At 73.7% G+C, this 25,215-nt stretch carries 24 protein-coding genes, 2 tRNA genes and 1 other RNA gene; 10 read left to right on the forward strand and 17 right to left on the reverse strand.

Going from position 1 to position 25,215, the window contains the following annotated elements; all coding sequences use genetic code 11:
* Position 1 precedes the first annotated feature (1 nt).
* From IE271_RS19980 to IE271_RS19995, 4 genes are all read left to right on the forward strand, one after another.
* Positions 2-1,570 carry a bifunctional glycosyltransferase family 2/GtrA family protein gene (locus tag IE271_RS19980; protein WP_190191717.1) on the forward strand — a complete coding sequence of 523 codons (1,569 nt, stop codon included), beginning with the start codon at positions 2-4 and terminating at the stop codon, positions 1,568-1,570.
* Positions 1,567-3,789, forward strand: a complete 2,223-nt coding sequence (locus IE271_RS19985) for an ArnT family glycosyltransferase (protein ID WP_190191718.1) — start codon at positions 1,567-1,569, stop codon at positions 3,787-3,789. The genes IE271_RS19980 and IE271_RS19985 overlap by 4 nt, the downstream gene beginning before the upstream one ends.
* 210 nt (positions 3,790-3,999) lie before the next feature.
* Entirely contained in the window at positions 4,000-5,535 is a 1,536-nt protein-coding gene (locus IE271_RS19990) for an MFS transporter (RefSeq protein WP_190191719.1), read from the forward strand.
* 313 nt (positions 5,536-5,848) lie between these two features.
* Entirely contained in the window at positions 5,849-6,628 is a 780-nt protein-coding gene (locus IE271_RS19995) for a TetR/AcrR family transcriptional regulator (RefSeq protein ID WP_190191720.1), read from the forward strand.
* Positions 6,629-6,718: 90 nt separating this feature from the next.
* Here the strand turns inward: IE271_RS19995 and IE271_RS20000 are convergent, their stop codons facing one another.
* The 4 genes from IE271_RS20000 to IE271_RS20015 form a co-directional block, all read right to left on the reverse strand.
* The gene (locus IE271_RS20000) at positions 6,719-7,189 is read right to left on the reverse strand and encodes a PPOX class F420-dependent oxidoreductase (protein WP_190191721.1); all 471 of its coding nucleotides are present in this window, start codon (positions 7,187-7,189) and stop codon (positions 6,719-6,721) included.
* A 78-nt stretch (positions 7,190-7,267) separates the two neighbouring features.
* A complete protein-coding gene (locus IE271_RS20005) occupies positions 7,268-8,089 on the reverse strand; it encodes a YceI family protein (RefSeq protein ID WP_190191722.1) in 822 nt (273 codons plus the stop codon).
* Positions 8,090-8,175: 86 nt separating this feature from the next.
* Entirely contained in the window at positions 8,176-10,632 is a 2,457-nt protein-coding gene (locus IE271_RS20010) for an MFS transporter (protein WP_506005293.1), read from the reverse strand.
* A 98-nt stretch (positions 10,633-10,730) separates the two neighbouring features.
* Positions 10,731-11,213, reverse strand: a complete 483-nt coding sequence (locus tag IE271_RS20015; RefSeq protein WP_190191724.1) for a MarR family winged helix-turn-helix transcriptional regulator — start codon at positions 11,211-11,213, stop codon at positions 10,731-10,733.
* Between the two features lie 390 nt (positions 11,214-11,603).
* Here IE271_RS20015 and IE271_RS20020 point away from each other — a divergent pair, with 390 nt between their 5' ends.
* Positions 11,604-11,807 carry a hypothetical protein gene (locus IE271_RS20020; protein WP_190191725.1) on the forward strand — a complete coding sequence of 68 codons (204 nt, stop codon included), beginning with the start codon at positions 11,604-11,606 and terminating at the stop codon, positions 11,805-11,807.
* Positions 11,808-12,219: 412 nt separating this feature from the next.
* Here IE271_RS20020 and IE271_RS20025 read toward each other — a convergent pair whose 3' ends face one another.
* The 8 genes from IE271_RS20025 to IE271_RS20060 form a co-directional block, all read right to left on the reverse strand.
* Positions 12,220-13,104, reverse strand: coding sequence for an RNA polymerase sigma factor SigF (locus IE271_RS20025; RefSeq protein ID WP_190191726.1), 885 nt, complete (start codon positions 13,102-13,104; stop codon positions 12,220-12,222).
* Positions 13,105-13,350: 246 nt separating this feature from the next.
* Positions 13,351-14,244: an RNA polymerase sigma factor SigF gene (locus IE271_RS20030; RefSeq protein WP_190191727.1), complete on the reverse strand. Its 894-nt coding sequence runs from the start codon at positions 14,242-14,244 to the stop codon at positions 13,351-13,353.
* A gap of 251 nt (positions 14,245-14,495) precedes the next feature.
* Complete coding sequence (locus IE271_RS20035; protein ID WP_190191728.1) at positions 14,496-14,789, reverse strand: Dabb family protein; 294 nt, start codon at positions 14,787-14,789, stop codon at positions 14,496-14,498.
* Positions 14,790-14,821: 32 nt separating this feature from the next.
* Positions 14,822-15,001 carry a hypothetical protein gene (locus tag IE271_RS20040; RefSeq protein ID WP_190191729.1) on the reverse strand — a complete coding sequence of 60 codons (180 nt, stop codon included), beginning with the start codon at positions 14,999-15,001 and terminating at the stop codon, positions 14,822-14,824.
* Positions 15,002-15,176: 175 nt separating this feature from the next.
* Positions 15,177-15,261: transfer RNA gene (locus tag IE271_RS20045), tRNA-Ser, on the reverse strand.
* 111 nt (positions 15,262-15,372) lie between these two features.
* The gene (tadA, locus tag IE271_RS20050; protein ID WP_190191747.1) at positions 15,373-15,801 is read right to left on the reverse strand and encodes a tRNA adenosine(34) deaminase TadA; all 429 of its coding nucleotides are present in this window, start codon (positions 15,799-15,801) and stop codon (positions 15,373-15,375) included.
* A gap of 66 nt (positions 15,802-15,867) precedes the next feature.
* Positions 15,868-16,404: a tRNA adenosine deaminase-associated protein gene (locus tag IE271_RS20055; protein WP_190191730.1), complete on the reverse strand. Its 537-nt coding sequence runs from the start codon at positions 16,402-16,404 to the stop codon at positions 15,868-15,870.
* A gap of 448 nt (positions 16,405-16,852) precedes the next feature.
* Positions 16,853-17,035, reverse strand: a complete 183-nt coding sequence (locus tag IE271_RS20060) for a hypothetical protein (protein ID WP_190191731.1) — start codon at positions 17,033-17,035, stop codon at positions 16,853-16,855.
* Between the two features lie 159 nt (positions 17,036-17,194).
* Between IE271_RS20060 and upp the strand changes: the two genes are divergently transcribed.
* Positions 17,195-17,830 (forward strand): uracil phosphoribosyltransferase, encoded by a 636-nt coding sequence (upp, locus tag IE271_RS20065; RefSeq protein WP_190191732.1) that lies wholly within the window; start codon positions 17,195-17,197, stop codon positions 17,828-17,830.
* Between the two features lie 252 nt (positions 17,831-18,082).
* Here upp and IE271_RS20070 read toward each other — a convergent pair whose 3' ends face one another.
* The 4 genes from IE271_RS20070 to IE271_RS20085 all read right to left on the reverse strand — a co-directional run bounded on the left by IE271_RS20070 (position 18,083) and on the right by IE271_RS20085 (position 19,985).
* Positions 18,083-18,721 carry a LytR C-terminal domain-containing protein gene (locus IE271_RS20070; RefSeq protein ID WP_190191733.1) on the reverse strand — a complete coding sequence of 213 codons (639 nt, stop codon included), beginning with the start codon at positions 18,719-18,721 and terminating at the stop codon, positions 18,083-18,085.
* A 163-nt stretch (positions 18,722-18,884) separates the two neighbouring features.
* On the reverse strand, positions 18,885-19,181 hold the full coding sequence (locus IE271_RS20075; RefSeq protein ID WP_003999914.1) for a type II toxin-antitoxin system VapB family antitoxin: 297 nt from the start codon (positions 19,179-19,181) through the stop codon (positions 18,885-18,887).
* Positions 19,182-19,374: 193 nt separating this feature from the next.
* A complete protein-coding gene (locus tag IE271_RS20080) occupies positions 19,375-19,548 on the reverse strand; it encodes a hypothetical protein (protein ID WP_190191734.1) in 174 nt (57 codons plus the stop codon).
* 59 nt (positions 19,549-19,607) lie between these two features.
* On the reverse strand, positions 19,608-19,985 hold the full coding sequence (locus tag IE271_RS20085) for a hypothetical protein (protein WP_190191735.1): 378 nt from the start codon (positions 19,983-19,985) through the stop codon (positions 19,608-19,610).
* 181 nt (positions 19,986-20,166) lie between these two features.
* Between IE271_RS20085 and IE271_RS20090 the strand changes: the two genes are divergently transcribed.
* Together IE271_RS20090 and IE271_RS20095 are read left to right on the forward strand one after the other, a co-directional pair.
* Positions 20,167-20,658 (forward strand): cupin domain-containing protein, encoded by a 492-nt coding sequence (locus tag IE271_RS20090; RefSeq protein WP_190191736.1) that lies wholly within the window; start codon positions 20,167-20,169, stop codon positions 20,656-20,658.
* Positions 20,659-20,809: 151 nt separating this feature from the next.
* The gene (locus tag IE271_RS20095; RefSeq protein ID WP_308435191.1) at positions 20,810-23,098 is read left to right on the forward strand and encodes a copper resistance CopC/CopD family protein; all 2,289 of its coding nucleotides are present in this window, start codon (positions 20,810-20,812) and stop codon (positions 23,096-23,098) included.
* A 96-nt stretch (positions 23,099-23,194) separates the two neighbouring features.
* On the opposite strand, the gene IE271_RS20100 is transcribed toward IE271_RS20095, so the two are convergent.
* Positions 23,195-23,279: transfer RNA gene (locus tag IE271_RS20100), tRNA-Ser, on the reverse strand.
* Between the two features lie 72 nt (positions 23,280-23,351).
* Between IE271_RS20100 and ffs the strand changes: the two genes are divergently transcribed.
* Together ffs and IE271_RS20110 are read left to right on the forward strand one after the other, a co-directional pair.
* An RNA gene (ffs, locus tag IE271_RS20105) (signal recognition particle sRNA small type) lies at positions 23,352-23,446 on the forward strand.
* A 143-nt stretch (positions 23,447-23,589) separates the two neighbouring features.
* Positions 23,590-25,215 (forward strand): DNA polymerase III subunit gamma and tau (locus IE271_RS20110; RefSeq protein WP_190191737.1); only part of this gene is annotated, 1,626 nt, incomplete at its 3' end.

Consider the following 25,215-nt stretch of genomic DNA (forward strand, 5'->3'; position numbering starts at 1 on the left):
CATGCGAACCGACTCTTCTCCCGGCACCCTGCCGGCGCGGGAGCACCTCCCGGCCGGACACGCCGGTACGCCTGTCCTGGACGTCGTGATCCCCGTCTACAACGAGGAGAAGGATCTCCGGCCGTGTGTGCTGCGCCTGCACGAGCACCTCACGCGCACCTTCCCCTACGCGTTCCGCATCACGGTCGCGGACAACGCGTCGACGGACACCACCCCGCAGGTGGCCGCGCGGCTGGAGGCGCAGATCCCCGAGGTCCGGTCCTTCCGCCTCGAGCAGAAGGGGCGCGGCCGGGCGCTGCGCACCGTCTGGTCCGCCTCGGACGCGCCGGTCCTCGCGTACATGGACGTGGACCTGTCCACCGACCTCAACGCCCTGCTCCCGCTGGTGGCGCCACTGATCTCCGGCCACTCCGACCTCGCGATCGGCTCCCGGCTCGCCCGCTCCTCGCGGGTGGTGCGCGGCGCCAAGCGGGAGTTCATCTCCCGGACCTACAACCTGATCCTGCGCGGCTCGCTGCAGGCCCGCTTCTCCGACGCCCAGTGCGGCTTCAAGGCGATCCGGCGCGACGTCGCCCGCGAGCTGCTGCCGCTGGTCGAGGACACCGGCTGGTTCTTCGACACCGAGATGCTGGTCCTGGCCGAGCGGGCCGGGCTGCGCATCCACGAGGTGCCGGTCGACTGGGTCGACGACCCGGACTCCACGGTGCACATCGTGAGGACCGCCACCGACGACCTCAAGGGCGTGTGGCGGGTCGGCAGGGCACTGGCCACCGGCTCGCTGCCGCTGGACCGGCTCGTCCGGCCCTTCGGCGACGACCCGCGCGACCGCGAGCTGACCGGCGTGCCGCGCGGCCTGGCCCGCCAGCTGGTCGGCTTCTGCGTCGTGGGGGCCCTGTCCACGCTGTTCTACCTGCTGCTCTACAGCGTCTTCCGGTCCTTCTCCGGGCCGCAGGCCGCCAACGCGCCGGCGCTGCTGGTCTCCGCGGTCGCCAACACCGCAGCCAACCGCCGGCTCACCTTCGGGGTGCGCGGCCGCGACCGCGCCGTCCGGCACCAGGCGCAGGGCCTGGTGGTCTTCGGCATCGGCCTGGTCCTCACCAGTGGCTCCCTGGCCGCCCTGAACGCGGCGACCAGCGACCCCGCGCACTCCACCGAACTGGCGGTGCTGATCGCGGCCAACCTCGCGGCGACCGTGCTGCGCTTCCTGCTCTTCCGCGCCTGGGTCTTCCCCGACCGGCGCGAGGAGGCCCCGGCGCAGCGGGCCGAGGCCCCGTGGAACGCGCCGGACCGGCCGTACGCGGCGGCTCCGGCGCCCACCGCGCCGCAGGCGCCCCCGACGGCTCCGGCGGGGCAGGGCGCCCCGTACACGGCGGCTCCCAGCGCTCCGTACGGCTCCTCCGCCCCGCACGCCCCGGGCGGCCCCTACGCCTCGGGCGGCTCGCACAACCCGTACGCCTCCCGCGGCTCCTCCCGCCCCCGCGCCGGCGAGGCCGCGGACGCCCCGTGGGACGCCACCGCGCAGCTGCCGCCGGTGCGCCCGCACGACAACGATCCGAGGACCTCGCGATGACCGTCCACCACGACCGGCAGGGGACGCCCCCGCCCGGCTGGGGCCCGCCGGCCGCCGACCCAGGGACTGCCACCGCGGTGCGGGAGCCCGCGCCCCCGGCACCGGCGGCGGACCACCGCCACGGCAGGTCCGGAGAGGACGGGCCCGCGCTGCCGCGCCGCCTGTGGCGCGGCAGGACCGAGGACCCGCGCTGGGCCCGTCCCGCCCTCCTCGGCCTGCTGCTCGCCACCGCGGCGCTGTACCTGTGGAACCTCAGCGCCTCCGGCTACGCCAACTCCTTCTACTCCGCGGCCGTCCAGGCCGGCAGCCAGAGCTGGAAGGCGTTCTTCTTCGGCTCCCTCGACGCGGCCAACGCCATCACGGTGGACAAGCCCCCGGCCGCGCTGTGGCCGATGGCCCTGTCGGTGCGGATCTTCGGCCTCGACTCGTGGGCGATCCTCGTCCCCGAGGTCCTCATGGGCGTCGCGACCGTCGGCGTGCTGTACGCCGCGCTGCGCCGCCGCTTCGGCCCGGCGGCCGGCCTGATCGCGGGCGCGGTGCTCGCGCTCACCCCCGTCGCCGCGCTGATGTTCCGCTTCGACAACCCGGACGCCGCGCTCGCGCTGCTGATGACCGTCACCGTGTACTGCGTGGTCCGCGCCCTGGAGCACGGCCGTACCCGGTGGCTGGTCTGGGCGGGCGTCGTGGTGGGCCTGGCCTTCCTGGTCAAGACGCTCCAGGCGTTCCTGGTCCTGCCGCCGCTGGCACTGCTGTACGCGGTGTGCGCGCCGGTGCGGCCGCGCAGGCGGTTCGGGCAGCTCGCGTGGTCGGCCCTCGCGACGGTCGTCGCCGGCGGCTGGTGGGTCGCGGTCGTCGAGCTGTGGCCCGCCTCCTCCCGCCCGTACATCGGCGGCTCGCAGAACAACTCCTTCCTGGAGCTGACCTTCGGCTACAACGGTCTCGGCCGCATCAACGGCGAGGAGACCGGCAGCGTCGGCGGCGGAGGCGGCGCGGGCGGCGGCCAGTGGGGCGAGACCGGCTGGGACCGGATGTTCAACTCCGAGATCGGCGGCCAGATCTCCTGGCTGCTGCCGGCCGCGCTGATCCTGCTGGTCGCGGGCCTGGTCCTGACGCGCAGGGCCGCCCGTACGGACGCCGTGCGCGCCTCGTTCCTCGCCTGGGGCGGCGCGCTGCTGACGACCACGCTGGTCTTCAGCTTCATGGCCGGCATCTTCCATCAGTACTACACGGTGGCCCTGGCCCCGTACCTCGCGGCCGTGATCGGCATGGGTGTCACCGTCCTGTGGAGGGAGCGCGCCCGGACCTGGGTGGCGCCGGCGCTCGCCGCCGCGGTGACGGCGACGGCGGCCTGGGGCTACGTGCTCCTGAACCGCACCCCCGACTACCTGCCCTGGCTGAAGTGGCCGGTCCTGGTCGGCGGCCTCGTCGCCGCCCTCGGTCTGATCTTCGTGGCGCGGCTCGGCCGCGGACTGGTGCTCGCGACGGTCGGCCTCGGCTTCGCGGCCTCGCTCGCGGGCCCGACCGCCTACACCCTGAGCACGCTGAACACGGGCCACACCGGCTCCATCGTCACGGCGGGACCGTCCGGCGCGAGCATGATGGGCGGCGGACGCGGTGGCGGTCCCGGCGGCGGGGGCGGCGGCTTCCCCGGCGGAGGCCAGGGCCGGCAGGGCGGCGGCATGGGGCAGCCCCCCACCGGCGGCAACGGCGGCGGCTTCCCGGGCGGCGGCTTCAACGGCGGTCGGAACCAGCAGGGCCAGAACGGCCAGGGCTCGCAGGGCGCGCAGAACGGCATGCCCGGCGGCACGGGCGAGGGCGGCGGATTCGGCGGCGGAGGCGGCGGCATGGGCGGCCTGCTCAACGGCGCGACCGTCGGCTCCGAGGCCGAGAAGCTGCTGGAGGAGGACGCGGGGGACTACACCTGGGTCGCCGCGGCCGTCGGCGCGCAGAACGCGGCCGGCTACCAGCTGTCCACCGGCAGCCCGGTCATGGCGATCGGGGGCTTCAACGGCAGCGACCCGTCCCCGACCCTCGCGCAGTTCAAGGAGTACGTGGAGGAAGGGAGGATCCACTACTTCATCGCGGGCGGTACGGGCGGCACGGGCGGCGACTCCGACGCCTCCTCCCGGATCAGCACCTGGGTGCAGGAGAACTTCGAGGAGGTGACGGTCGGCTCGGCCACCTTCTACGACCTGACCCGGCCGACGACCGGCGACTGACGGCCGCGTCCCCTTCCCAGCGGGGCGGTGCCCCAGGACCCTGTGTCCTGGGGCACCGCCCTGTGCGCACGCGTGTGCGCATGCGCGCAGGTGTCGTTGTACGCCGTAAGAGACTTGTTCTACGGTGTATAGCAATCAATCCCGCAGCGATTTCCGCAGTACTCCCGCGGCACCCCGCCGGAGTCGTCGAGAGCCGGAGAAGGGGCCCGTATGACGACCCTCCAGACGCCCGGGACCGACCGGGGCCATCCCCGGCGGTGGCTGATCCTGGGAGTGATCTGCCTGGCGCAGCTCACCGTGCTGCTCGACAACACCGTCCTGAACGTGGCGATCCCCTCCCTCACCGAGGAGCTGGGCGCGGCCACCTCCGACGTCCAGTGGATGATCAACGCCTACTCGCTCGTGCAGTCCGGCCTGCTGCTCACCGCGGGCAGCGCCGCCGACCGCTACGGCCGCAAGAAGATGCTGGTCGCGGGGCTCGCCCTGTTCGGCGTCGGCTCGCTGATCGCCGGACTCGCCGGTTCCACGGGGCAGTTGGTCGCGGCGCGGGCCGGCATGGGCGTCGGCGGGGCGCTGCTGCTCACCACCACCCTCGCGGTCGCCCTGCAGATCTTCACGCCCGACGAGCACCCCCGGGCCATCGGCATCTGGAGCGCGGTGAACGCGCTCGGCTTCGCGGCGGGGCCGCTGCTCGGCGGCTTCATGCTCGACCACTTCTGGTGGGGCGCGATCTTCCTGGTCAACCTGCCGGTCGTGGCGCTCGGCCTGGCCGCCGTGGCCGCCCTCGTCCCCGAGTCGAAGAACCCCCGGGGCGACCGCCCCGACCTGCCGGGCGCGCTGTTGTCGACGGTCGGCATGACCGCGCTCGTGTACGCGATCATCTCCGGGCCCGAGCACGGCTGGGCCTCCGGCCGCGTCCTGGCCACGGCGGCCGTCGCGGCCGCGGTCCTCGCCCTCTTCGCGTACTGGGAGAACCGCGTCGAGCACCCGATGCTCGACCTGCACTTCTTCAAGGACCGCCGGTTCACGGGCGCGGTCGCGGGCGCGGTCCTCATCACCTTCGGGATGGGCGGCGCGCTGTTCCTGCTCACGCAGCACCTGCAGTTCGTCCTGGGCTACGGGCCGCTGGAGGCGGGGCTGCGCACGGCGCCGCTCGCCCTCACGGTCGTCGTCCTCAACTTCTCGGGCGTGTCGGCGAAGTGGACGTCCCGGCTCGGCACGCCGCCGTCGATCGGGCTCGGCATGGTGCTGATGTCGTCCGGCCTGGTGTCGATCGCGACCCTCGCCCGCCACGGCTACGCGGGCACCCTGCTCGGCCTGCTGCTGATCGGCGTGGGCTGCGCGATCGCCAACCCCGCGATGGCGCACGCCGTCATGAGCGCCATCCCGCGGGAGAAGGCCGGTGTGGGCGCCGGGATCAACGGCACGCTCGCCGAGTTCGGCAACGGCCTCGGCGTGGCGGTCCTCGGCGCCGTGCTGAGCTCCCGTTTCGCCGCGCTGGTCCCGGTCGCCGCCGCGTCGCTGCCCGCCGCGCTCGCCGCCGCGGACTCGGCGCGGGAGCGGGAGCGGATCACCGAGGCCTTCTCCTCGGGCCTGGCCACCAGCCAGCTGGTGGGCGCGGTCTCGGTGCTCCTCGGTGGTCTGCTGGCCATGGAGCTGCTGCGCAGAGCGGGGCGCGCACGGCCATCGGTCGAGGACGGCGTACCGCCCGCGCGCCCCCCGGCCGGGGCGCACGCCGACGACTGAGCACCGGGTGCGGCCACCGGTGCGCCAGAACGGTGTCCGAACGGTTCCGGCCGCGTGCGCGAGGCCGGACCGGAGCCCGTCCGCACAGCCGGAACCGATCTCGTCCGCACGGCCGGTCCCGGCCCGGTCCGCACGGTCCGGTCACGGTGCTGTCCGCACGGCCGGTCCCGTCCCGCGCACACGGCCGGAACCGTTCGGGCACCGCCTAGCATCGGAACGGGCGGACCGGGAAGTTCCGGCGGCCGCCCGCGCAAGGCCCGGCGGACGTGCCGCGTCCCGGGGCCAGGACTCCGAGTTCCGAGGAAGGTGCGCCATGGTGAGGACAGCCGGCCGGTCCGAGCGCCCGGCCCGGACCAGCGTCTGGTTGGAGGGCAAGGAGCCCCGGGGCGGCGCGTCGCGCGGCGGGGGCCAGCCCTCCGGCCTCGACCGGGACCTGATCACGCGGACCACCGTGCGGCTGCTGGACGCGGAGGGGCTGGCGAAGTTCTCCATGCGCCGGCTCGCCGCCGAGCTGAACGTCACCGCGATGTCCCTCTACTGGTACGTGGACACCAAGGACGACCTGCTCGAACTCGCCCTGGACGCCGCGTTCGGGGAGATGGACCTGCCGGACCCGGACGCCGGCGACGCGGACTGGCGCGACCAGCTGCGCGCGCTCGCCACCGCGTACCGCGGACTGCTGGTGCGCCACCCGTGGCTGTCGCCGCTCGCCGGGACCTTCCTCAACATCGGCCCGCACTCGCGCGGCTTCTCCTCCGCCGTGCAGCGGGTGGTCCGCAGGACCGGCCTGCCCGCCCAGGGACAGATGGGGGCGACCTCGGCGGTCTTCCAGTTCGTGTACGGCTTCGGCACGATCGAGGGCCACTTCATCGCACGCTGCGCGGCGGCCGGCATGACCCAGGAGGCCTACTTCCGCAAGGCGATGTCGTCCGTCGCCGGGGACCCGGACCTGGGCGACGTGGTGCGGCGCTCCGCCGACCTCATGGCGGCCCGGGGCGGCGACACGGTCGAGGAGATGCGCGAGCGCGACTTCACGTTCGCGCTGGAACTGCTGATCGCGGGCATCGAGGCGATGGTGGAGCGGGCGGAGTAGCGCACGGCCGCCGCCCCCGCGGGGCACGGGAAGGGCCCGGGGACGGCACGCACCGTCCCCGGGCCCCGCGGCATCCGCGCGCCCGCGGCTTCAGTCCTCCTGGACCAGCCGCGCCGGGAAGCCGCCGGTCGCCACCGGGCCCCAGCGCTCCGGCGTGATCCGGACGATCGACTTGCCCTGCTTCACCATCGCCGCCCGGTACTCGTCCCAGTCGGGGTGCTCCCCCGCGATGTTCCGGTAGTACTCGACCAGCGGTTCCACGGAGTCGGGGCAGTCCAGCACCTCGGCCGTGCCGTCGATCTGGACCCAGGGCCCGTTCCACTCGTCGCTCAGGACGATCAGGGAGACCCTGGGGTCGCGCTTGGCGTTGCGGGTCTTGGCGCGCTCGGGGTAGGTGGAGACGACGATACGGCCGGAGTCGTCGACCCCGGCCGTCAGAGGTGAGCCCTGCGGTCCGCCGTCGGCCCGCCGCGTCAGCAGGATCGCGCGGTGCCGGGGACGGACGAAGTCCAGCAGCTCGTCGAGGGAGACGGTGGTGTTCGTCGCGATGTTCGGTGCCATGGCCGCAGCCTAGGCCCTGACCGCGGCTGTCGCGCGGGGCCCTGGCCGCGGTCGCCGCGCGGGGCCCCGTCCGCGGCGTCAGGCCGCCGGCAGCGTGTCCCCCTGCACCGCCTGGATGTCCAGCTCCACCCGCAGCGTCGTGCCGATGGCGGCGATGCCCGCCTGCACGACCTGGTTGTAGTTCATCGCGAAGTCCTCGCGGCGCAGCTCCGCGGTGGCCTTGAAGGCCGCGCGGGTGCCGCCCCACGGGTCCGCGCCCGTGCCGAGGTAGGCGAGGTCCAGGTCGACCGGACGGACGACGCCGTGCAGGCTCAGCTCGCCGTGCACGGTCCAGCGGTCCGACCCGGCGGGCGACAGGCCCGTCGAGCGGTACGTGATCTCCGGGAACCGCTCCACGTCCAGGAAGTCGTCCGACTTCAGGTGCCCGTCGCGCATCCCGTTGCCCGTGTCGATCGAGGCCGCCCTGATCACGGCCTCGACCCGCGACTTGGCCACGTCGTCCGGGGCGATCTCGATGAGCCCGGCGAACTCCGTGAACCGCCCGTGCACGCTGGAGATCCCCAGGTGCTGGGCGACGGCGGCCACGGAGGAGTGCACCGGGTCGATGGTCCACGGTCCGGGCGGCGGCAGCTCGGTGCCGCCCTGCCGGGCGAGGGTCACGGTGCCGACGTCGGCCCGGCCGCTCGCCGTGACGATCGCGCTGGAGGCGGCGGGCGCGTACCCGACCGCCGTGACGATCACCGTGTACGCGCCGGGCGCGAGCGGGTTCGCGTCGCGCACGACGCCCTCGGCGTCGGCCTCGGCGCGCAGCACCTGCGCACCGGTCATGTCGGTCACCGTGACGACCGCGTGCGACACGGCCCACCCGTCCCGCGTGCGAATCCGTGCGGTCAGTCCCATCCCGTTTTCTCCTTGCTGATGATCAAAAGAGACCGGCCCGCGGAGCGCGCCTCCGCTCAGGACGCGCTCCACGGGCCGGGGCCGTACTACTCGCCGGGGTGGGCGAGCTCGATGTCGTGGCCGTCCACACCGTGGCCGCCCACGGTGACCGAGGTGGCCACCGGCGGGTAGCCGGTCGCGATGACGGTGTACTCGCCGCCGTCCAGGTCGGCGAAGGCGTACGCGCCGTCCTCACCGGTGGTGGCGGTGCCGACCACGTTGCCCGCCGCGTCGACGAGCGTCACGCGGGCGTCGGCGAGGGGGCCGTGCGGCGCCCGGACGACGCCCTGGACCTGGGCCCCCGCGTGCAGCGCGACCTCGATCGCGGTGACGCCGGTGCCGCCCACCTCGACGGGCAGGGCCTGCGGACGGTGCCCGGCGGCGTTCACCGCGACGGTCACCGTGCCCGGCACCAGCTCGGCGAAGACGAACTCGCCCTTCTCACCGGTGGCCCCGGTGGCCAGCACGTCGCCGCGCACGTCTGTCACGATCACCATGGCGCCCGCCACCGGCTCGCCGGTCTCGGCGTCGCGCACCACGCCGCTCAGGCCGCTGGTGCCGCTGAGCAGGATGTCGTACGCCACCGGCTCGTCGCCGACGACGATCGTCGAGGCCTGCGGCTGGAAGCCGTCGGCGGAGGCGATCAGGACGTACGAGCCCGTGCCCGGCGCGTCCACCGTGTAGGCGCCGTCGGCCTGCGCGACCGAGCGGCCGAGCTGCCGGCCCGCCAGCGAGATCAGCGTCACCGCGGCCCGCGGGACGGGCGCGCTCTCGGCGCCGCGCACGAAGCCGTGCACCGGGATGCCGCCGGAGGCCGGCTGCTGCTCGGACGGGGCCGCCGAGGCGACCGCGGCCAGGCGCTGCGTGCCCTCGGGGCCGGGCTGGGCGACGGAGGCCGCCACGGCCGGCACCTTCTCCTCGTTCTGCGCGGGACCCTGCGCCGCGGCCGGGGCCCCGGCGGGGGAGGGCGTCCCGGCGGCCGCCTCGGCGGCCTGGGCCAGGGCACCGCTGGTGCGCAGCGGGACCTCCTTGATGAAGACCGTCACCAGGAAGGCGAGGAAGGCGATCGGCGCGACGTACAGGAAGATGTCGGCGATGCCGTGCCCGTAGGCGCTCTCCAGCCACTCACGGATGCCCGGGGGCAGCATGTCCATGTCCGGGATCGAGCCGCCGCCGGCGGCCTTCGCGGCCGCCGCCTGCTCCTGCGGGCTGAGCTGCCCGATGGTGTCCGCGGCGTAGTGGCTGATCCGGGTGGACATCACGGAGCCGAGCACCGAGACGCCCACCGCGCCGCCGAGGGACCGGAAGAAGGTCACGACGGAGGACGCGGCACCCAGGTCGCTGGGGGCCACCTGGTTCTGCGTGCAGAGCACCAGGTTCTGCATCATCATGCCGACGCCGAGGCCCATGAGGGCCATGAAGATCGCGATGTGCCAGTACGGGGTGTCGTACCGCATGGTCGACAGCAGGCCCAGGCCCGCCGTCAGCAGCACGCCGCCGGCCAGCAGCCACGCCTTCCACTTGCCGGTCTTGGTGATGATCTGGCCGGAGACCGTGGAGGAGACGAAGAGACCGCCGATCATCGGGATGGTCATGACGCCCGACATGGTCGGGGACTTGTCCCGGGCCAGCTGGAAGTACTGGCTGAAGTAGACGGTGCCCGCGAACATCGCGATACCGACGAACAGCGAGGCGATCGACGCCAGCGTGATGGTGCGGTTCCTGAACAGGCGCAGCGGGATGATCGGCTCGTCGGCCTTCGTCTCGACGAGGCAGAAGACCAGGGCGAGGACGATCGCGCCGCCGACCATGACGGCCGTCTGCCAGGACATCCAGTCGTACTTGTCGTCGGCGAAGGTGACCCAGATCAGCAGCAGGCAGACGGCCGCGGTGATGAAGAAGGCACCGGCCCAGTCGACCTTGACCTTGCGCTTGCTCTGCGGCAGGTGCAGCGTCTTCTGCAGCACGACCAGGGCGATCAGCGCGAAGGGCACGCCGACGTAGAGGCACCAGCGCCAGCCGAGCCAGCTGGTGTCGGTGATGACACCGCCGAGCAGCGGGCCGCCGACGGTCGCGACGGCGAAGGTCGCGCCTATGTAGCCGGAGTACCGGCCGCGCTCGCGCGGGGAGATCATCGCGGCCATGACGATCTGCGCCAGGGCCGACAGGCCGCCGGCGCCGATGCCCTGGATGGCACGCGCGGTGATCAGCATCGCCGGGTTCTGCGCCAGGCCCGCGACGACGGAGCCGATGACGTAGACGACCAGGCCCGTCTGGACCAGGGCCTTCTTGTCGAGCAGGTCGGCGAGCTTGCCCCACAGGGGGGTGGAGGCGGTCATCGCCAGCAGAGAGGCGGTGACGACCCAGGTGTAGGCGCTCTGACCGCCGCCGAGGTCGCCGACGATCTCGGGCAGGGCGTTGGTGACGATCGTCGACGACAGGATGGCGGCGAACATGCCGAGCAGCAGCCCGGAGAGCGCCTCCATGATCTGCCGGTGCGTCATCGGCGCGCCGTCGGAGGTTCCCCCTCCGTGCTTGGCGTGAGAGCCCCGCACACCGGATGGTGTGGTCGTTGCCATGGGGTTCCTTTTCTTGTGGTGCGTCATGAGGGTGTACGGGTGGTCTGTTCTGCGGAGGCGGGCGGCCGGGCCGTGGCGCGGCAGTCCCCGAAGCTGGACCGCAGCCGGTTCATGAGCTGGATCAGCTGGCCGACCTCGGCGTCGGTCCAGTCGCTCAGCCGCTGCGTGAGCAGTTCCGTGGAGCGCCGGGACAGCTCGTCGAGCTGTTCCTGGCCCGCGGCGGTCAGGCGCAGAATGCGCGAGCGCTTGTCGGCGGGGTCGGGGGACCGGTCGATCCAGCCCCGCTCGGCGACGTGGGCGACGTGCCGGCTGGTCACCGACATGTCCACGGCCAGCAGCTCGGCGAGCCTGCTCATCCGCATGTCCCCGTGCCGGCCCAGCAGCGTCAGTACGGCGGCGGATCCGGCCGGACAGTCCTGCGGCATGATCCGCGCCAGCTCGCGCTTGACGGCTCCGATGGCACTGAGCTGACGAGCCAACTCCTCGAACTGGCGCTGCTCGGCCATCACACCTCCCGAGATTTTTTGTTGCTTAGGGCAACCATAGAAACAGTTGGTTGCCACAGGCAAACGAAATGAGGGGGGTGCGCCGCAAAAACTTGTTAAAGGCAAGCATTGGCGAACGTAAACCCGCAGGTGGGAGGGGGGAAGTGGATGGCGGGCGCGAGGGAGGAGAGTCTTTGTCCTGTTCGGCTCCTCTCTGTCGGCATCCTCCTGTCTCCGGTGCGACCGTCCGGATCGGACCCCGCTCGCACCCGTACACGAGCGATGCCCCGCGACCGCGGCGGGCCGTACCGGAACGAGCCGGTCACCGGCCCCCATTCCCCCCAAGTGCCCAAGCGGCGAAGGGCAACCCGCGCTTGGGCCGGCGCGGCTGATTCGCTAGGGTCTCGGCTCATGGCACACACCCCCCAGGGCCCCGAGGGCAACTACGACCCCGCGGGCAGCACCCAGATGTTCCGGGCCTTCGTCGACGAGGAGCCGCAGGGCCGCCGTCAGCAGGCCCCCTCCGGGTCGTCCGGCCCGCGCGTCGGCCTGATCCTCGGCGTGGTGGTCGTCGTGGCCGTCCTGGCCGCGGTGGCCTGGCTGGCGCTGAAGTAGTCCGCGGCCCGGTCCGCCGGGCACCGCGTGACCGTCCGGCCCCCGTCCCCGTACGGGCGGGCCGGGCGCCGTCGCCTCCTCCCGGCCGGACGCCGAGGCTCCGGTCGGCCTCCCGCGCGCCCGCTCCGGGGCGGCCGCGTCCGGGCGCACCGGGCCCGCGCGGGTGCTCATCGGTGATCAGTGACCGGTGATCGCCGGGGACCGGTCCTCCGGCCGCCGGGGCGGTCGGCACGCCCGGCCGTGCGGAACGGCCGGTGCGGCGCGGGAGCGTGCGTACGGCGTCGGCGGTACGCGGGTCCGCCCGCCGCCGGGGGGTACGGCGGCACGCGGCACGACGGCTCGGAAGCCGGTGGCCACTTCGCGCGGGGAAGAGGTCCCCGCCCGCGGTACCCGTACCGGCTCCGGTGCCGGCTCAGTCGGAGATGAGGCCCTCGCGGAGCTGGGCCAGCGTCCGGGTGAGCAGCCGGGAGACGTGCATCTGCGAGATGCCGACCTCCTCGCCGATCTGCGACTGGGTCATGTTCGCGAAGAAGCGCAGCATGATGATCCGGCGCTCGCGCGGCGGCAGCTTGGCCAGCAGGGGCTTGAGCGACTCGCGGTACTCGACCCCCTCGAGGGCGGTGTCCTCGTAGCCGAGGCGGTCGGCCAGCGAGCCCTCGCCGCCGTCGTCCTCGGGCGTGGGTGAGTCCAGGGACGAGGCCGTGTACGCGTTGCCGACGGCGAGGCCGTCGACCACGTCCTCCTCCGAGACGCCCAGCACGGAGGCCAGCTCGCTCACCGTCGGCGAGCGGTCCAGCTTCTGCGAGAGCTCGTCGCTGGCCTTGGTGAGGGCCAGGCGCAGTTCCTGCAGCCGGCGCGGGACGCGCACCGACCACGAGGTGTCGCGGAAGAAGCGCTTGATCTCGCCCACGACGGTCGGCATGGCGAACGTCGGGAACTCCACGCCGCGTTCGCAGTCGAAGCGGTCGATCGCCTTGATCAGGCCGATGGTGCCGACCTGGACGATGTCCTCCATCGGCTCGTTGCGGCTGCGGAAGCGGGCGGCGGCGTACCGCACCAGCGGCAGGTTGAGCTCGATGAGGGTGTCGCGTACGTAGACACGCTCCGGGCTGTCCTCGCCGAGGGCGGCGAGCCGCTGGAACAGGGAGCGGGACAGGGTGCGGGTGTCGAGGGCTTCCGAGGTCGGGAGGTCCGGGGCCTGCGGGGCCGGAAGGGCCGGAACGTCGTGAAGCGCGTCGGGCGCGGACTCGCTCTTCGTGAGCGTGAGCACCTTCGAGCTGCCCTGATCTGCGGACATGCCACCCCCTTGAGGTCGCGGACGGTCGCGGCTGACGCTTCCGTCTGAGGAGAACGCAGCCTCCACCTGAATACCGGAGGCGGGGCTGCGGCAAACGCTCTTCACGCAGAATGTCACATGTCGGCAACACGCTGTAGTGACATGTCGACATGCGAGACGTGAATCGGCCCAGCCCAGAAGGGGTCTGACGGTTCGTCGGCCAAAGGAGGGCGTTGGAAAGGCCGGAAGTCGATTCGCTCGTTCCGGTTACGCGTCGATCCTGTTTGCGGACCTCAGACGCGCGAAACTCCTGGCCAGGAGTCTGGACACATGCATCTGGGACACCCCCAGTTCGGCGCTGATCTGAGACTGCGTGAGGTTGCTGTAGTAGCGCAGCAGCAGGATGCGCTGCTCCCGCTCGGGGAGCTGGACGAGGAGGTGGCGGACGAGGTCCCGGTGCTCCACCCCGTCCAGGGCCGGGTCCTCGTAGCCGAGCCGGTCGAGCAGCCCCGGCAGTCCGTCGCCCTCCTGGGCCGCCTCCAGGGAGGTCGCGTGGTAGGAGCGGCCGGCTTCGATGCAGGCCAGGACCTCGTCCTCGGTGATGCGCAGCCGCTCGGCGATCTCGGCGGTGGTGGGCGAGCGCCCGAAGGCCGTGGTCAGGTCCTCGGTGGCGCTGGTCACCTGCACCCACAGCTCGTGCAGCCGGCGCGGCACGTGGACCGTGCGGACGTTGTCGCGGAAGTAGCGCTTGATCTCGCCGACGACCGTGGGCATCGCGAAGGTCGGGAACTGCACGCCGCGGTCCGGGTCGAAGCGGTCGATCGCGTTGATGAGGCCGATGGTGCCGACCTGGACGACGTCCTCCATCGGCTCGTTGCGGCTGCGGAAGCGGGCGGCGGCGTACCGCACGAGCGGCAGGTTGGCCTCGATGAGCGCGCCGCGCACCCGGCCGTGCTCGGGGGTGCCCGGTTCGAGCTCCTTGAGCTGGCCGAACAGGACCTGGGTGAGGGCCCTGGTGTCCGCGCCGCGGCGCCGCTGCGGGGCCGCCTGCTCCCGGGGCTGCTCCGCGGAGTCCTGGGACGCCGTCGGCTGCTCCTGGGGCGGGGCTTGAGGCGCGGTACTGGCCGGCACGGACAACTCCACCTCATTGCACAGATCCATTAAATTCCGTCAAAAGCGGTCATAGCATCACAAGACAGTGCGTTGTGTGCAAGCACCTCATAACCCCGTGTTGTCGGCGGAGTTGCGGCCCGGCGGCGGCCGGGGTACGGATCGGCCGCGTGGCGGGCCCGGACACGGCGCACGGCGGGCCCGGGCACACCGCGCCGCGGCCCCGGACGCACGGGAGCCCCGCACCGTCCTGCGGTGCGGGGCTCGGTGTCCGCGGGGGCCGGCCGGGCCCGGGCGGGCGGTCAGATCTCGTAGTCGGCGACCACCCAGGTGGCGAACTCGCGCCACAGGGCCACACCCGCCTGGTGCGCCGGGTGCTCGATGTAGCGCTTCAGGGCGTCCGCGTCGTCGACCGCGGAGTTGATCGCGAAGTCGTAGGCGTTGGGGCGCTCGGAGATGTTCCAGTCGCACTCCCAGGAGCGCAGCTCCTCGATCCGGTCGCCGAGGGCGCGGAAGGCCCGTACGCCCTCCACGACGCGCGGGTCGTCGCGGGCGACGCCCTCGTCGAGCTTGAAGAGGACCAGATGGCGGATCACGGGCGCTCCCAGGGGCCGGGTGGCGGCTCCGCTCAGCCCTTGGCCCCGTTGGCGATCCACGTCATGAAGTCGCCGACGGCCTGAGCGGCGTTCGAGATGCCCTCGAAGCCTATCTGCACGTAGTCGGCGGCCTTGGCCGGGTCGGTGATGATCACGTACAGGGCGAAGACCACGAGTACGTAGATGGCGATCTTCTTCGCGTGCACCGCCACCGCGGCCTCCCCTGTCCCCGACGTGCCGTGTGAAACCCCTGTTACCGGCGGTGAGTCTATCCCGGACGCCCGTTCGTGAACCGTACGGACGATCATCGGCCGCACGCGTTTCCGCCAGGGAGGGGAAGCACGACGAGGGGCCCGGTCCACTCGGACCGGGCCCCTCGTCGAAGAGCGGTAGCGGAGGGATTTGAACCCTCGGTGACTTGCGCCACACTCGCTTTCGAGGCGAGCTCCTTCGGCCGCTCGGACACGCTACCGAGGGAGACCCTACCCCACAGAGGCCCGTGGTCCGAAATCCGTTTCCGGACGACGGTCCCCGAGGGGCGCCGGGCGTCCTTCCGGCGGCCGTCGGAGGGGCTCAGCAGGCCTTATCGCCCGCGGAAGAAATCCGTGAGGGCACGGGCGCACTCCTCGTCGAGCACGCCCGCGATCACCTCGGGCCGGTGGTTCAGCCGCCGGTCGCGGACGACGTCCCAGAGGGAGCCCGCCGCGCCGGCCTTCTCGTCGCGGGCGCCGTAGACGACCCGGTCCACCCGGGACTGCACGATCGCGCCCGCGCACATCGTGCAGGGTTCGAGGGTCACCACGAGCGTGCAGTCCGTCAGCCGCCAGCCGCCGAGCGCGGCGGCGGCGCGGCGGATCGCGAGGAGCTCGGCGTGCCCCGTCGGATCGCCGGTCGCCTCGCGCTCGTTGTGACCGGTGGCGAGCACCGCGCCGGACGGGGCCAGGACGACGGCGCCGACGGGGACGTCCCCGCCCCGCGCGGCCGCCGCGGCCTCGTCCAGCGCGAGCCGCATGGCCGCCCGCCAGGGATCGCGCACCGGGTCCGGTGCCGTGGTCCGATCAGCGTTCACCCGGGGAACCTAGCGGACGGTCTCCAGGACCTCCGCCGCGCCCAGGACCTCCGCGATCTCGCCGACCGCGTCGGTGCTGTCCAGGGCGAGCAGTTCCTTCTCGTCCACGCCCAGGTCGGTCAGGATCTCGACGTCGCCGATGGGGCCCGACCGCGCCGTGTCGCCCGCGGCTCCGGCCGCGTCGTCTTCATCGTCGTCGTCCGCCTCTCCGTCCTCCGTGCCGTCGAGGTCCAGCGCGTCCAGGTCGGTGCCGTCGTCGCCGGGCTCCTTTCCGAGTAGTTCGTCCGTGAGCAGGATCTCGCCGTACGAGCTGCGGGCAGCGGCGGCGGCGTCCGAGACGTAGATACGAGGGTCGTCCTCGCCGTCCACGCGGACGACGCCGAACCATGCGTCCTCCTGCTCGATGAGCACGAGAACCGTGTCCTCGTCGACCGAGGCCTCGCGGGCCAGGTCGGTGAGATCGGACAGGGTCTCCACGTCGTCGAGCTCTGTGTCGCTCGCTTCCCACCCGTCTTCGGTGCGCGCGAGCAGTGCGGCGAAGTACACCGTGACTCTCCCACTGGTCAGAGGCGTGCCGGTTGGGGGTCCCCCCGGCGGAGGTTGCGGGCGGGGAGTGCTGCTCCGAGCCCCGCCCACTCGGAATCGTGGCAGAAACGGAGCGTTCAGGAGAGGTCTTCGGCTCGCTGTGTCCCGGTCGCGTTCCGGCGACCGGGCGCACGGGGCGCACCCGGCGCCGTCGAGGGGCCTCACCTGGGCGCTCGGCGCCCACCACCGCGGATCGTACGCGGCCCGGGGCGCCGCCCGGCGCAGACCCTCGCGGAAGGGGCGCCGGTGGCTTGCGGAAGCGTCTGTCGCGGAGTTCGATCAACGGGGCGCACGCGGCTGCGGTGACCGCGGGGCGCCGGCTCTCCCGAGCGTCCCGCGCGGGCGCCCGGGCACCCGCCGGGCACCGGTCCCCGTCGGCTCCCACCTGCTCATATCGGTCCCCCGCCCCTCACCAGCGGAACGTCCTCATGCGCATCGCGTGGCGCAGCCGGGCCGCCTTGGCGCGGCGTGGCTGGACGCGGTCGCGCAGGGCGCGGGCCTCGGCGAGTTCGCGCAGGAACTGGGCGCGTCGTCGGCGCCGCTGGGCGTCGCTCTCCTCCTCGTCCGGCCCCTGCCGTTCCGGGTCCGACACTCGCAAACACCCCCAATCAGGTCCCTCTCACCTTCCCTCCGCAAGGCGGTTCGATGCCACTGAGAAGGGGGAGCGGGGCCCGGGCGGGGCCCGCCCGGTGCCGGACGGGCCCGGAGGCGGGCGGCCCGGCACCGGACGGGGCCCGGATACCCTGGGGACATGCGTCTCCACGTCGTCGACCACCCCCTGGTCGCCCACAAGCTCACCACCCTGCGCGACCGGCGCACCGACTCCCCGACCTTCCGCCGCCTCGCCGACGAGCTGGTCACCCTGCTCGCCTACGAGGCCACCCGGGACGTGCGCACCGAACAGGTCGACATCGAGACCCCGGTCGCCCGGACCACGGGCGTCAAGCTGTCCCACCCGCGCCCCCTGGTGGTGCCGATCCTCCGGGCCGGCCTGGGCATGCTCGACGGCATGGTCCGGCTGCTGCCGACCGCCGAGGTGGGCTTCCTGGGCATGGTGCGCAACGAGGAGACGCTCCAGGCGTCCACGTACGCCACCCGGATGCCCGACGACCTCTCCGGCCGCCAGGTGTACGTCCTCGACCCGATGCTGGCCACCGGCGGCACGCTGGTGGCGGCGATCCAGGAGCTGATCAAGCGCGGCGCCGACGACGTGACGGCCGTGGTGCTGCTCGCCGCGCCCGAGGGCGTCGAGGTCATGGAGCGGGACCTGGCGGGCACCCCGGTGACCGTCGTGACGGCGTCGGTCGACGAGCGTCTGAACGAGAACGGGTACATCGTGCCGGGTCTGGGCGACGCCGGTGACCGGATGTACGGGGCGGCGGAGTAGCAGCCGACGGCCCCGGGGCCCGGGCCGCAGGTCACGGGTCCGGTCGTACGTACGGCCGATGGAAGCGGCGCGGCCGCTTCCACCGGCGGGTGCGGGACCGGCGTCCCTGTGACTCCGCCGGGCCCGGCGCTACGGGTCCGGTGCCGCGGGCCCGACGCCGCGAGACCCGGTGCCGCAGATCTGACGCTGCGAGACTCGGTGCCGCGGGCCCGACGCCGTGAGGACCCGGTGGTCCCGGGCGCCGCGTGGGCCTCAGCAGTTCCCGGGCGTCCTGGAGGGCTTCGGCTCGGCCGCGGCCAGCGTCGTCAGGGCCTTGTCGGCGTCCCGCTTCTCCGCCAGTTTCTTGAACTCGTCGCCGATGATCAGGTCGACCTCGGCTGGCTTCCCGCGGCTGTCCGTCTTCAGTTCGGCGCCGGTCAGCTGGGTGCCGAGCACGGGCAGGGCGGCGTTCGCGGCGTCCTTGGCGCCGAGGACCACTCCGGTGCCGGCGACCTTCTTGTCGTACTCCTTCGTCGCGTTGCCGACCTCGCCGATGCGGAAGCCGCGCTTCTTCAGCTCGTCCGCGGTGTCCTTGGCGAGGCCGCTGCGCGTCGTGGCGTTGAGGACGTTGACGGTGATCTGCTTCGGCTCCAGCAGGGTCCTCGCCGTCGTGGGGGAGGCGCTCGGCGCGGGGGTGCACTTCTTGGCGGCACCCACCGCCCTGGCCTTGTCACCGCCCGAGAAGACGCCGATGAGCTGCACCGTCCCCCAACCGACGAGGCCGAGAACGGCGACGGAGGCGATCAGGGCGAGCACGACCCTGCGGCGCTTGTGGGTGCGGCGCATCCGCGGGTACTTGTCCCCCGTGATCCGGTACTGGCCGCCCATGCCAGGGGGAGTAAGCATGCTCATATACGCAGCGTAGTGCGCCGGGGCGGCTCTGCCTACTAGATGATCAATGCCCGGTGCCCAGGCCAACCCAAAAGGGCCAACTTGCGGTGAGCGGGGCCGTCCCGGGCGCCCGCCGCGGGACCGACGGGTGCGGCGGTGGGCGTGGCCGCGGGGACGGGCGGTGTCAGTCCAGCTCGAGTACGCGCGCGTGCAGGACCTGGCGCTGCTGCAGCGCGGCGCGCACCGCGCGGTGCAGTCCGTCCTCCAGGTAGAGGTCGCCCTGCCACTTCACGACGTGCGCGAAGAGGTCGCCGTAGAACGTCGAGTCCTCGGCGAGCAGGGTCTCCAGGTCGAGCTGCCCCTTGGTGGTCACCAACTGATCGAGGCGGACCGGGCGCGGCGCGACGTCCGCCCACTGCCGGGTGCTTTCCCGGCCGTGGTCGGGGTACGGCCGGCCGTTTCCGATGCGCTTGAAGATCACACGGAAAGCCTACCGGCCAAGACGTTCCGGGCGCAGCCAGGACGACGGAGTGCGACGCCGGAAATCCCTCTGTAAACAAGGGCGAAGCGGAAATACGCCGGGGATGCGGCGGTGCCCGGCCGACTCCGGCCGGCCGGGCACCGCCTCCGCCTCAGTCCGCGCCGCCCCCGTCCGTACCGCCTCCGCCGCGCGGCTACGGGTGCCCGTGCTCCCCGGAGGCCTTCGGAGCGGTGGGCCGGGGCGTGGCGTTTCCGGGTGCGGCGGGGTCGGGTGCGGCGGGACGGGCGGTCGGTTCGGGCTTCGGCGCGTTGCGCGCGGCCTCGGCACGCAGCAGGGCGTGCAGGACCGCGTAGGGGTCTTCGGGCATGGGGGTGTCCTCGCGTTCTGCTGGTCGGTCGGTCCACGACGGGGCGGGAGCCGGGGCCGTCAGCAGCGGAGGACGACGCAGCGCACCGCGCGCAGGGCGGGGACGGTGTGCGGCGGCGGTACGGGGCGGGGGCCGCGCGGGACCGTCGCCGGGTGCCCGGGGGCGCAGCCCGCGGCGGGGTGCGGCGGAAGGAGGGGCGCGAGGTGGCGGCCGCCGGTCCTGCCCTGCGGGCGCGACACGGTGCCGGCGGTGTCGAAGGGCTGCTCCGCGCCGGACTCCGTGGAGACCGCGGCGGGCGGCACCGGCTCCGCCCCCGCGTACGGGCCGGCCGCGTTCAGTGCGAACAGCGCGCACAGCAGCGCGGTGAAGGGGACGGCGAGACGGAACCAGGCGCGGCGGCGCGGGATCGCGCACCGGGTGTGCCTGGCGGAACTCATGCGAGGTCATGTCCCCGCTACGGGCGGCCGGTGCATCGTCCCGGGCGCGGAACCCCCCGCACGGCGTAACCGCAGCGCGGCGGGCGGTTGACTGCGGGCGCGCAGGGACGGGGCAGCGGGTGGGTGCTGAAGCGGGGCGGCACGCCGACTGGAGGCGTCCGCGGCCGGGCAGGAGCAGGGGGTGGCCGCAGACCTCACCCCCGAAGCCCTCGCCGCCCACTTCGGCCTGGAACCGATCCCCAGGGAAGGTGGCCGGTTCCGCAGTACCTGGGCCGGGCCCGAACGCCCCGACGGACGGCCTGAGGGCACCGCGATCGTCGCGCTCCTGACCTCGGAACCCGGCGACTTCTCGGCCCTGCACCGGCTGCCCGCCGCCGAGACCTGGCACTTCTACCTGGGCGATCCGCTGGAGATGCTGCTGCTCGCCCCGGACGGCACCTCCCGCACGGTCGTCCTGGGACCCGACGTGCTCGGCGGGCAGTACGTCCAGTACACGGTGGAGGCCGGCACCTGGATGGGCGGGCGGGTCGCCGAGGGCGGCGCCTGGTCGTTCTTCGGCTGCACGATGGCGCCCGGCTTCACCTACGACGGGTACGAGCACGGGAACGCCGCCCGGCTGACGGCGCGGTACCCGGCGGAGGCCGCCCGGATCGCCGCGCTGAGCCGGCCTTGACCGGCCTGTTCTCTGACCGGCGAGTTCTCTGACCGGCCGGTCCGCCCGCACCGTTGAGCACGCCGTTGAGCGCGCCGTCCCCTGCGTCCGTACTCCTGGGCGGAGGACGGAGGAGCCCGAGGACGGCCGCGACGGGAGGGGGAGGAGCGACGTGGGCCGAGCGCGCGACGCCCGGGCCGTACAGGACATACGGGCCGCACGAGCCACGCAGGACCTGCGGGCCGCACGGGTCGTACGAGCCATGCGGGTCGTACGAGCCATGCGGGTCGTGCGGGCGGTGCTGCTGCTGGGCGCGGCGCTCGGTCTGCTGCTGCTCGGCGGCGCGGGCCCGGCGGCGGCCCACTCGTCCCTGCGCGCCACCGACCCCCGCGAGGACACGGTCCTGCGGACCGCGCCGCGGCACGTCACGCTGACGTTCACCGAGGCGGTCGGGCTGGCCGCCGACTCGCTGCGCGTCCTCGACCCGGAGAACCGCAGGGTCAACGTCACCGACGCCGCGCACGCAGGTGGCTCGGACACGGTCCGGGTGAGGCTGCGCGACGACCTGCCCGAGGGCACGTTCACCGTGGCCTGGCGGGTGGTGTCGGCGGACAGCCACCCGATCTCCGGCGCGTTCACCTTCTCCGTCGGCGAGCCCTCCGCGACCACGGCCGCGGCCACCGCCGTACCGGCGGAGGACACCGCCTCCCGCGCCCTCCTGGACATCGGCCGGTACACCGCGTACACCGCGCTCGCCCTGCTCGTCGGCACGGTGGTGTTCGCCCTCGTCTGCCGGCCGCCGGCCGTGGCGCCCCTGCGCGGGCTGCTGCGCACCGGCTGGTGGGCCCTGCTGGCCGCCACGCTCTGGCTGCTGCTGTGGCGGGGGCCGTACGAGAGGGGGAGCGGACCGGGCGCGGTCCTCGAACCGTCCCTCCTGCGGCACACCCTGACGACCCGCCCCGGCCAGGCCCTGCTGGCACGGCTCGCCCTGCTCGTCCTGGCGGCGGTGACCGCGGCCCTCGTACGGGCACGGCGCCGCGCCGGAACACCCACGTCCTCCGGGGAACGCGCCGGCACACCTGCCCCCTCCGGGAAACGCGCCGGAACACCTGCGCCCTCCGGGGAAAGCGCCGGAAGGCCCGAGATCTCCGGGGAACGCGCCGGGGTGCAGGCGCTCCTCGGGGGAGCCGTCGGGGTGCCGACTGCCGTGGTCGTCACGGGCGGCGTCGCGTTCACCCTCGCCCTGGCGCTGACCTGGGCCGTAGCCGAACACGCGGCCGCGGGCACCCAGGTGCCCGCGGCGATGGCCTCGGCCGTGCTGCACCTGCTGGCGATGGCGGTCTGGCTGGGCGGCCTGGCGGCTCTGCTCACCCTCCTCCACCGGTCGGACGGCCCGCTGCCCGCCGCGACGGTCGCCCGTTTCTCCCGCCTCGCCCTCGGCTCGGTGGCGGTCCTGCTGGCGACCGGGGTGTACCAGTCCTGGCGGGGGCTCGGCTCCTGGGACGCCCTGTCCGGCACGGCGTACGGCAGGACCCTCGCGGCCAAGACCGTCGTGGTGCTGCTCCTGCTGACGGCGGCGGCGTACTCGCGCCGCTGGACGGCCCGGGCGACGGCCGCGCACGGACCGGCGGAGACGGCGCCCGAGGGGAACGCGGCGCCCCGGACGGAGACGGCGGCCCGGACGGAGGCGGCGGCGGCGACGCAGGTACGGGAGCAGGAGGCGGTGGGCGCGGGAACGCGGACGGCCAGGGCGGTGCACACGGCCCGGGCGACGGGAGCCGCAGTGGCCGCGCCCGTCCCGGAGGACGAGGCTCCCGGTACGCACGCGTCCGCCCCGAAGGCCTCCGAGGCGGACGTGCCGTCGGACGCGTCATCACCCGCGTCGCAACCCGTGTCGAACGCATCGGACACGCCGCCCGAGCCGTCCGCGCCGTTGCCCGAGCCGTCCGCGCCGCCGAGCGCGCCCTGGCGCCGTGCCCTGCGCCGTTCGATCCTGGCGGAAGTCCTGGTCGGCATCCTGGTCCTGGTGATCACGACCGTGCTGACCGGCACCCGGCCGGGGCGCGCCGAGGCCGGGGAGCGGGCCGGAACGGCGGCCGCCGCGGCGGCCGACCGGCCCATGGCCTCCATGACGCTGATCCCCTTCGACCTCGGAACGCCGGGCGGCCACGGCAAGGTGCAGATCCTCCTGGAACCGGGCCGCGTCGGCGACAACAGGGTCGAGGCCGTCGTCTACGGACCGGACGGCGGCATCTCCACCGTCCCGGAGCTGCGGCTCACCTTCACGCTGGCCGCCCGGAAGATCGGCCCGATCGACGCGCGGCTCGCGGACAGGGGCGGTTACTGGGGCACCGAGGCCGTCGGCCTGCCCCTCGCCGGCACCTGGCGGATGAAGGTGACGGTCCGCACCACGGAGGTGGACCAGGTGACGGTGTCGAGGACGGTGCGGATCGCACCGTAGGGAACTCCCGTGCCGTGCCGTACGGTCCGGACCGGCGGGCCCGGCCGGCAACGCCAGAGGGCCGGACCGCAGCTGCGGTCCGGCCCTCTGATCAGGCGGAGGATACGAGATTCGAACTCGTGAGGGGTTGCCCCCAACACGCTTTCCAAGCGTGCGCCCTAGGCCTCTAGGCGAATCCTCCGTCGAGAACATTACATGACGCCGGGGAGTGCTCGCGAACTCGTTCCTCCCGGTCGGATCGGGTACCCTGTCTGCAGCCCCTCACGTGGCGCTATCTGACTGAACTCCCCCAGGGCCGGAAGGCAGCAAGGGTAGGTCGGCTCTGGCGGGTGCGTGAGGGGCGCCTTCGTTTCCCGGCCGTCTGCCCGTACGTCTGCGCCCGCCCCTCCCGTCGGGGCCGTGCCCGGGGCGCGCGCGAGCGTTGCGGGGCCCGCCGGGGACTGTCCGCGGGGCGGCCCTGGATGTCAGTGGACGCCTATAACCTCGTAGGCGTGTCGTCTCTCGCGCTGTACCGCCGCTATCGCCCGGAGTCGTTCGCCGAGGTCATCGGGCAGGAGCATGTAACCGACCCGCTGCAGCAGGCGCTGCGGAACAACCGGGTCAATCACGCGTACCTGTTCAGCGGCCCGCGCGGATGCGGCAAGACGACGAGCGCGCGCATCCTGGCCCGCTGCCTGAACTGCGAGGAGGGGCCCACGCCCACCCCGTGCGGCACCTGCCAGTCCTGCCGCGACCTCGCGCGCAACGGCCCGGGGTCGATCGACGTCATCGAGATCGACGCCGCCTCGCACGGTGGTGTGGACGACGCCCGCGACCTGCGCGAGAAGGCGTTCTTCGGCCCGGCGAGCAGCCGTTACAAGATCTACATCATCGACGAGGCGCACATGGTGACCTCGGCGGGCTTCAACGCGCTGCTGAAGGTCGTCGAGGAGCCGCCGGAGCACCTCAAGTTCATCTTCGCCACCACGGAGCCCGAGAAGGTCATCGGCACCATCCGGTCCCGTACGCACCACTACCCGTTCCGGCTCGTGCCGCCCGGGACGCTCCGGGACTACCTCGGGGAGGTCTGCGAGCGGGAGAAGATCCCGGTCGAGGACGGGGTGCTGCCGCTGGTCGTGCGGGCCGGCGCCGGTTCCGTACGGGACTCCATGTCCGTGATGGACCAGCTGCTGGCCGGTGCCGGCGCCGACGGCGTGACGTACGCCATGGCGACCTCCCTGCTCGGCTACACGGACGGGTCGCTGCTCGACTCGGTCGTCGAGGCCTTCGCGGCGGGGGACGGCGCGGCGGCCTTCGAGGTCGTGGACCGCGTCGTCGAGCGGGGCAACGACCCGCGGCGCTTCGTCGCCGACCTGCTGGAGCGCCTGCGCGACCTCGTGATCCTCGCGGCCGTGCCGGACGCCGCGGAGAAGGGGCTCATCGACGCCCCCGCCGACGTCCTGGAGCGGATGCGGGCCCAGGCGGAGGTCTTCGGCGCGGCCGAGCTGAGCCGCGCCGCCGACCTCGTCAACGAGGGGCTGACGGAGATGCGCGGGACCACCTCCCCCCGCCTCCAGCTGGAACTGATCTGCGCCCGTGTGCTGCTGCCCGCGGCGTACGGCGACGAGCGGTCCGTCATGGCCCGCCTGGACCGGATCGAACGGGGAGTGAGCTTCTCCGGCGGCGCCACCGCGCCGGCCATGGGGTACGCGCCGGGTTCCGAGGCGCACGGCGGCGGTCCGGGGGCGGCCGGGCCCCTGGGCGACACCGGGCAGGTCCCGCCGGGCGGCGGCGCGGCGGTGGCGCGGGCCGCGGTCCGCGCGCCGGGCGGGACCGGCGGCGCACCGGGCGCGGGAGCCGGCGGCGCACCGGGCGGCGCACCCGGTGGCGCCTGGTCCGCTGAGACAGGTCAGGCAGGTCAGGCGGCTGAGCCGGGTCGGACGGGTCCGGGCGCGCCCGTCGGCTCCGGAGCCCCGCACCAGGCCGCGCCCGCCCCGGCCGCCGCCTCCGCCGCCCCGGCGCAGCAGGCACCGGCCGCGCCCGCCGGGGGAGGCGCGCCCGGAGCCTGGCCCACGGCCGCGGGCGGCGGCCGTCGCCCCGGCGGCTGGCCGACCGCGGCCCCGGCGGGCGGCGGGCAG

Source organism: Streptomyces minutiscleroticus (assembly GCF_014650875.1).
Taxonomy (GTDB): domain Bacteria; phylum Actinomycetota; class Actinomycetes; order Streptomycetales; family Streptomycetaceae; genus Streptomyces; species Streptomyces minutiscleroticus.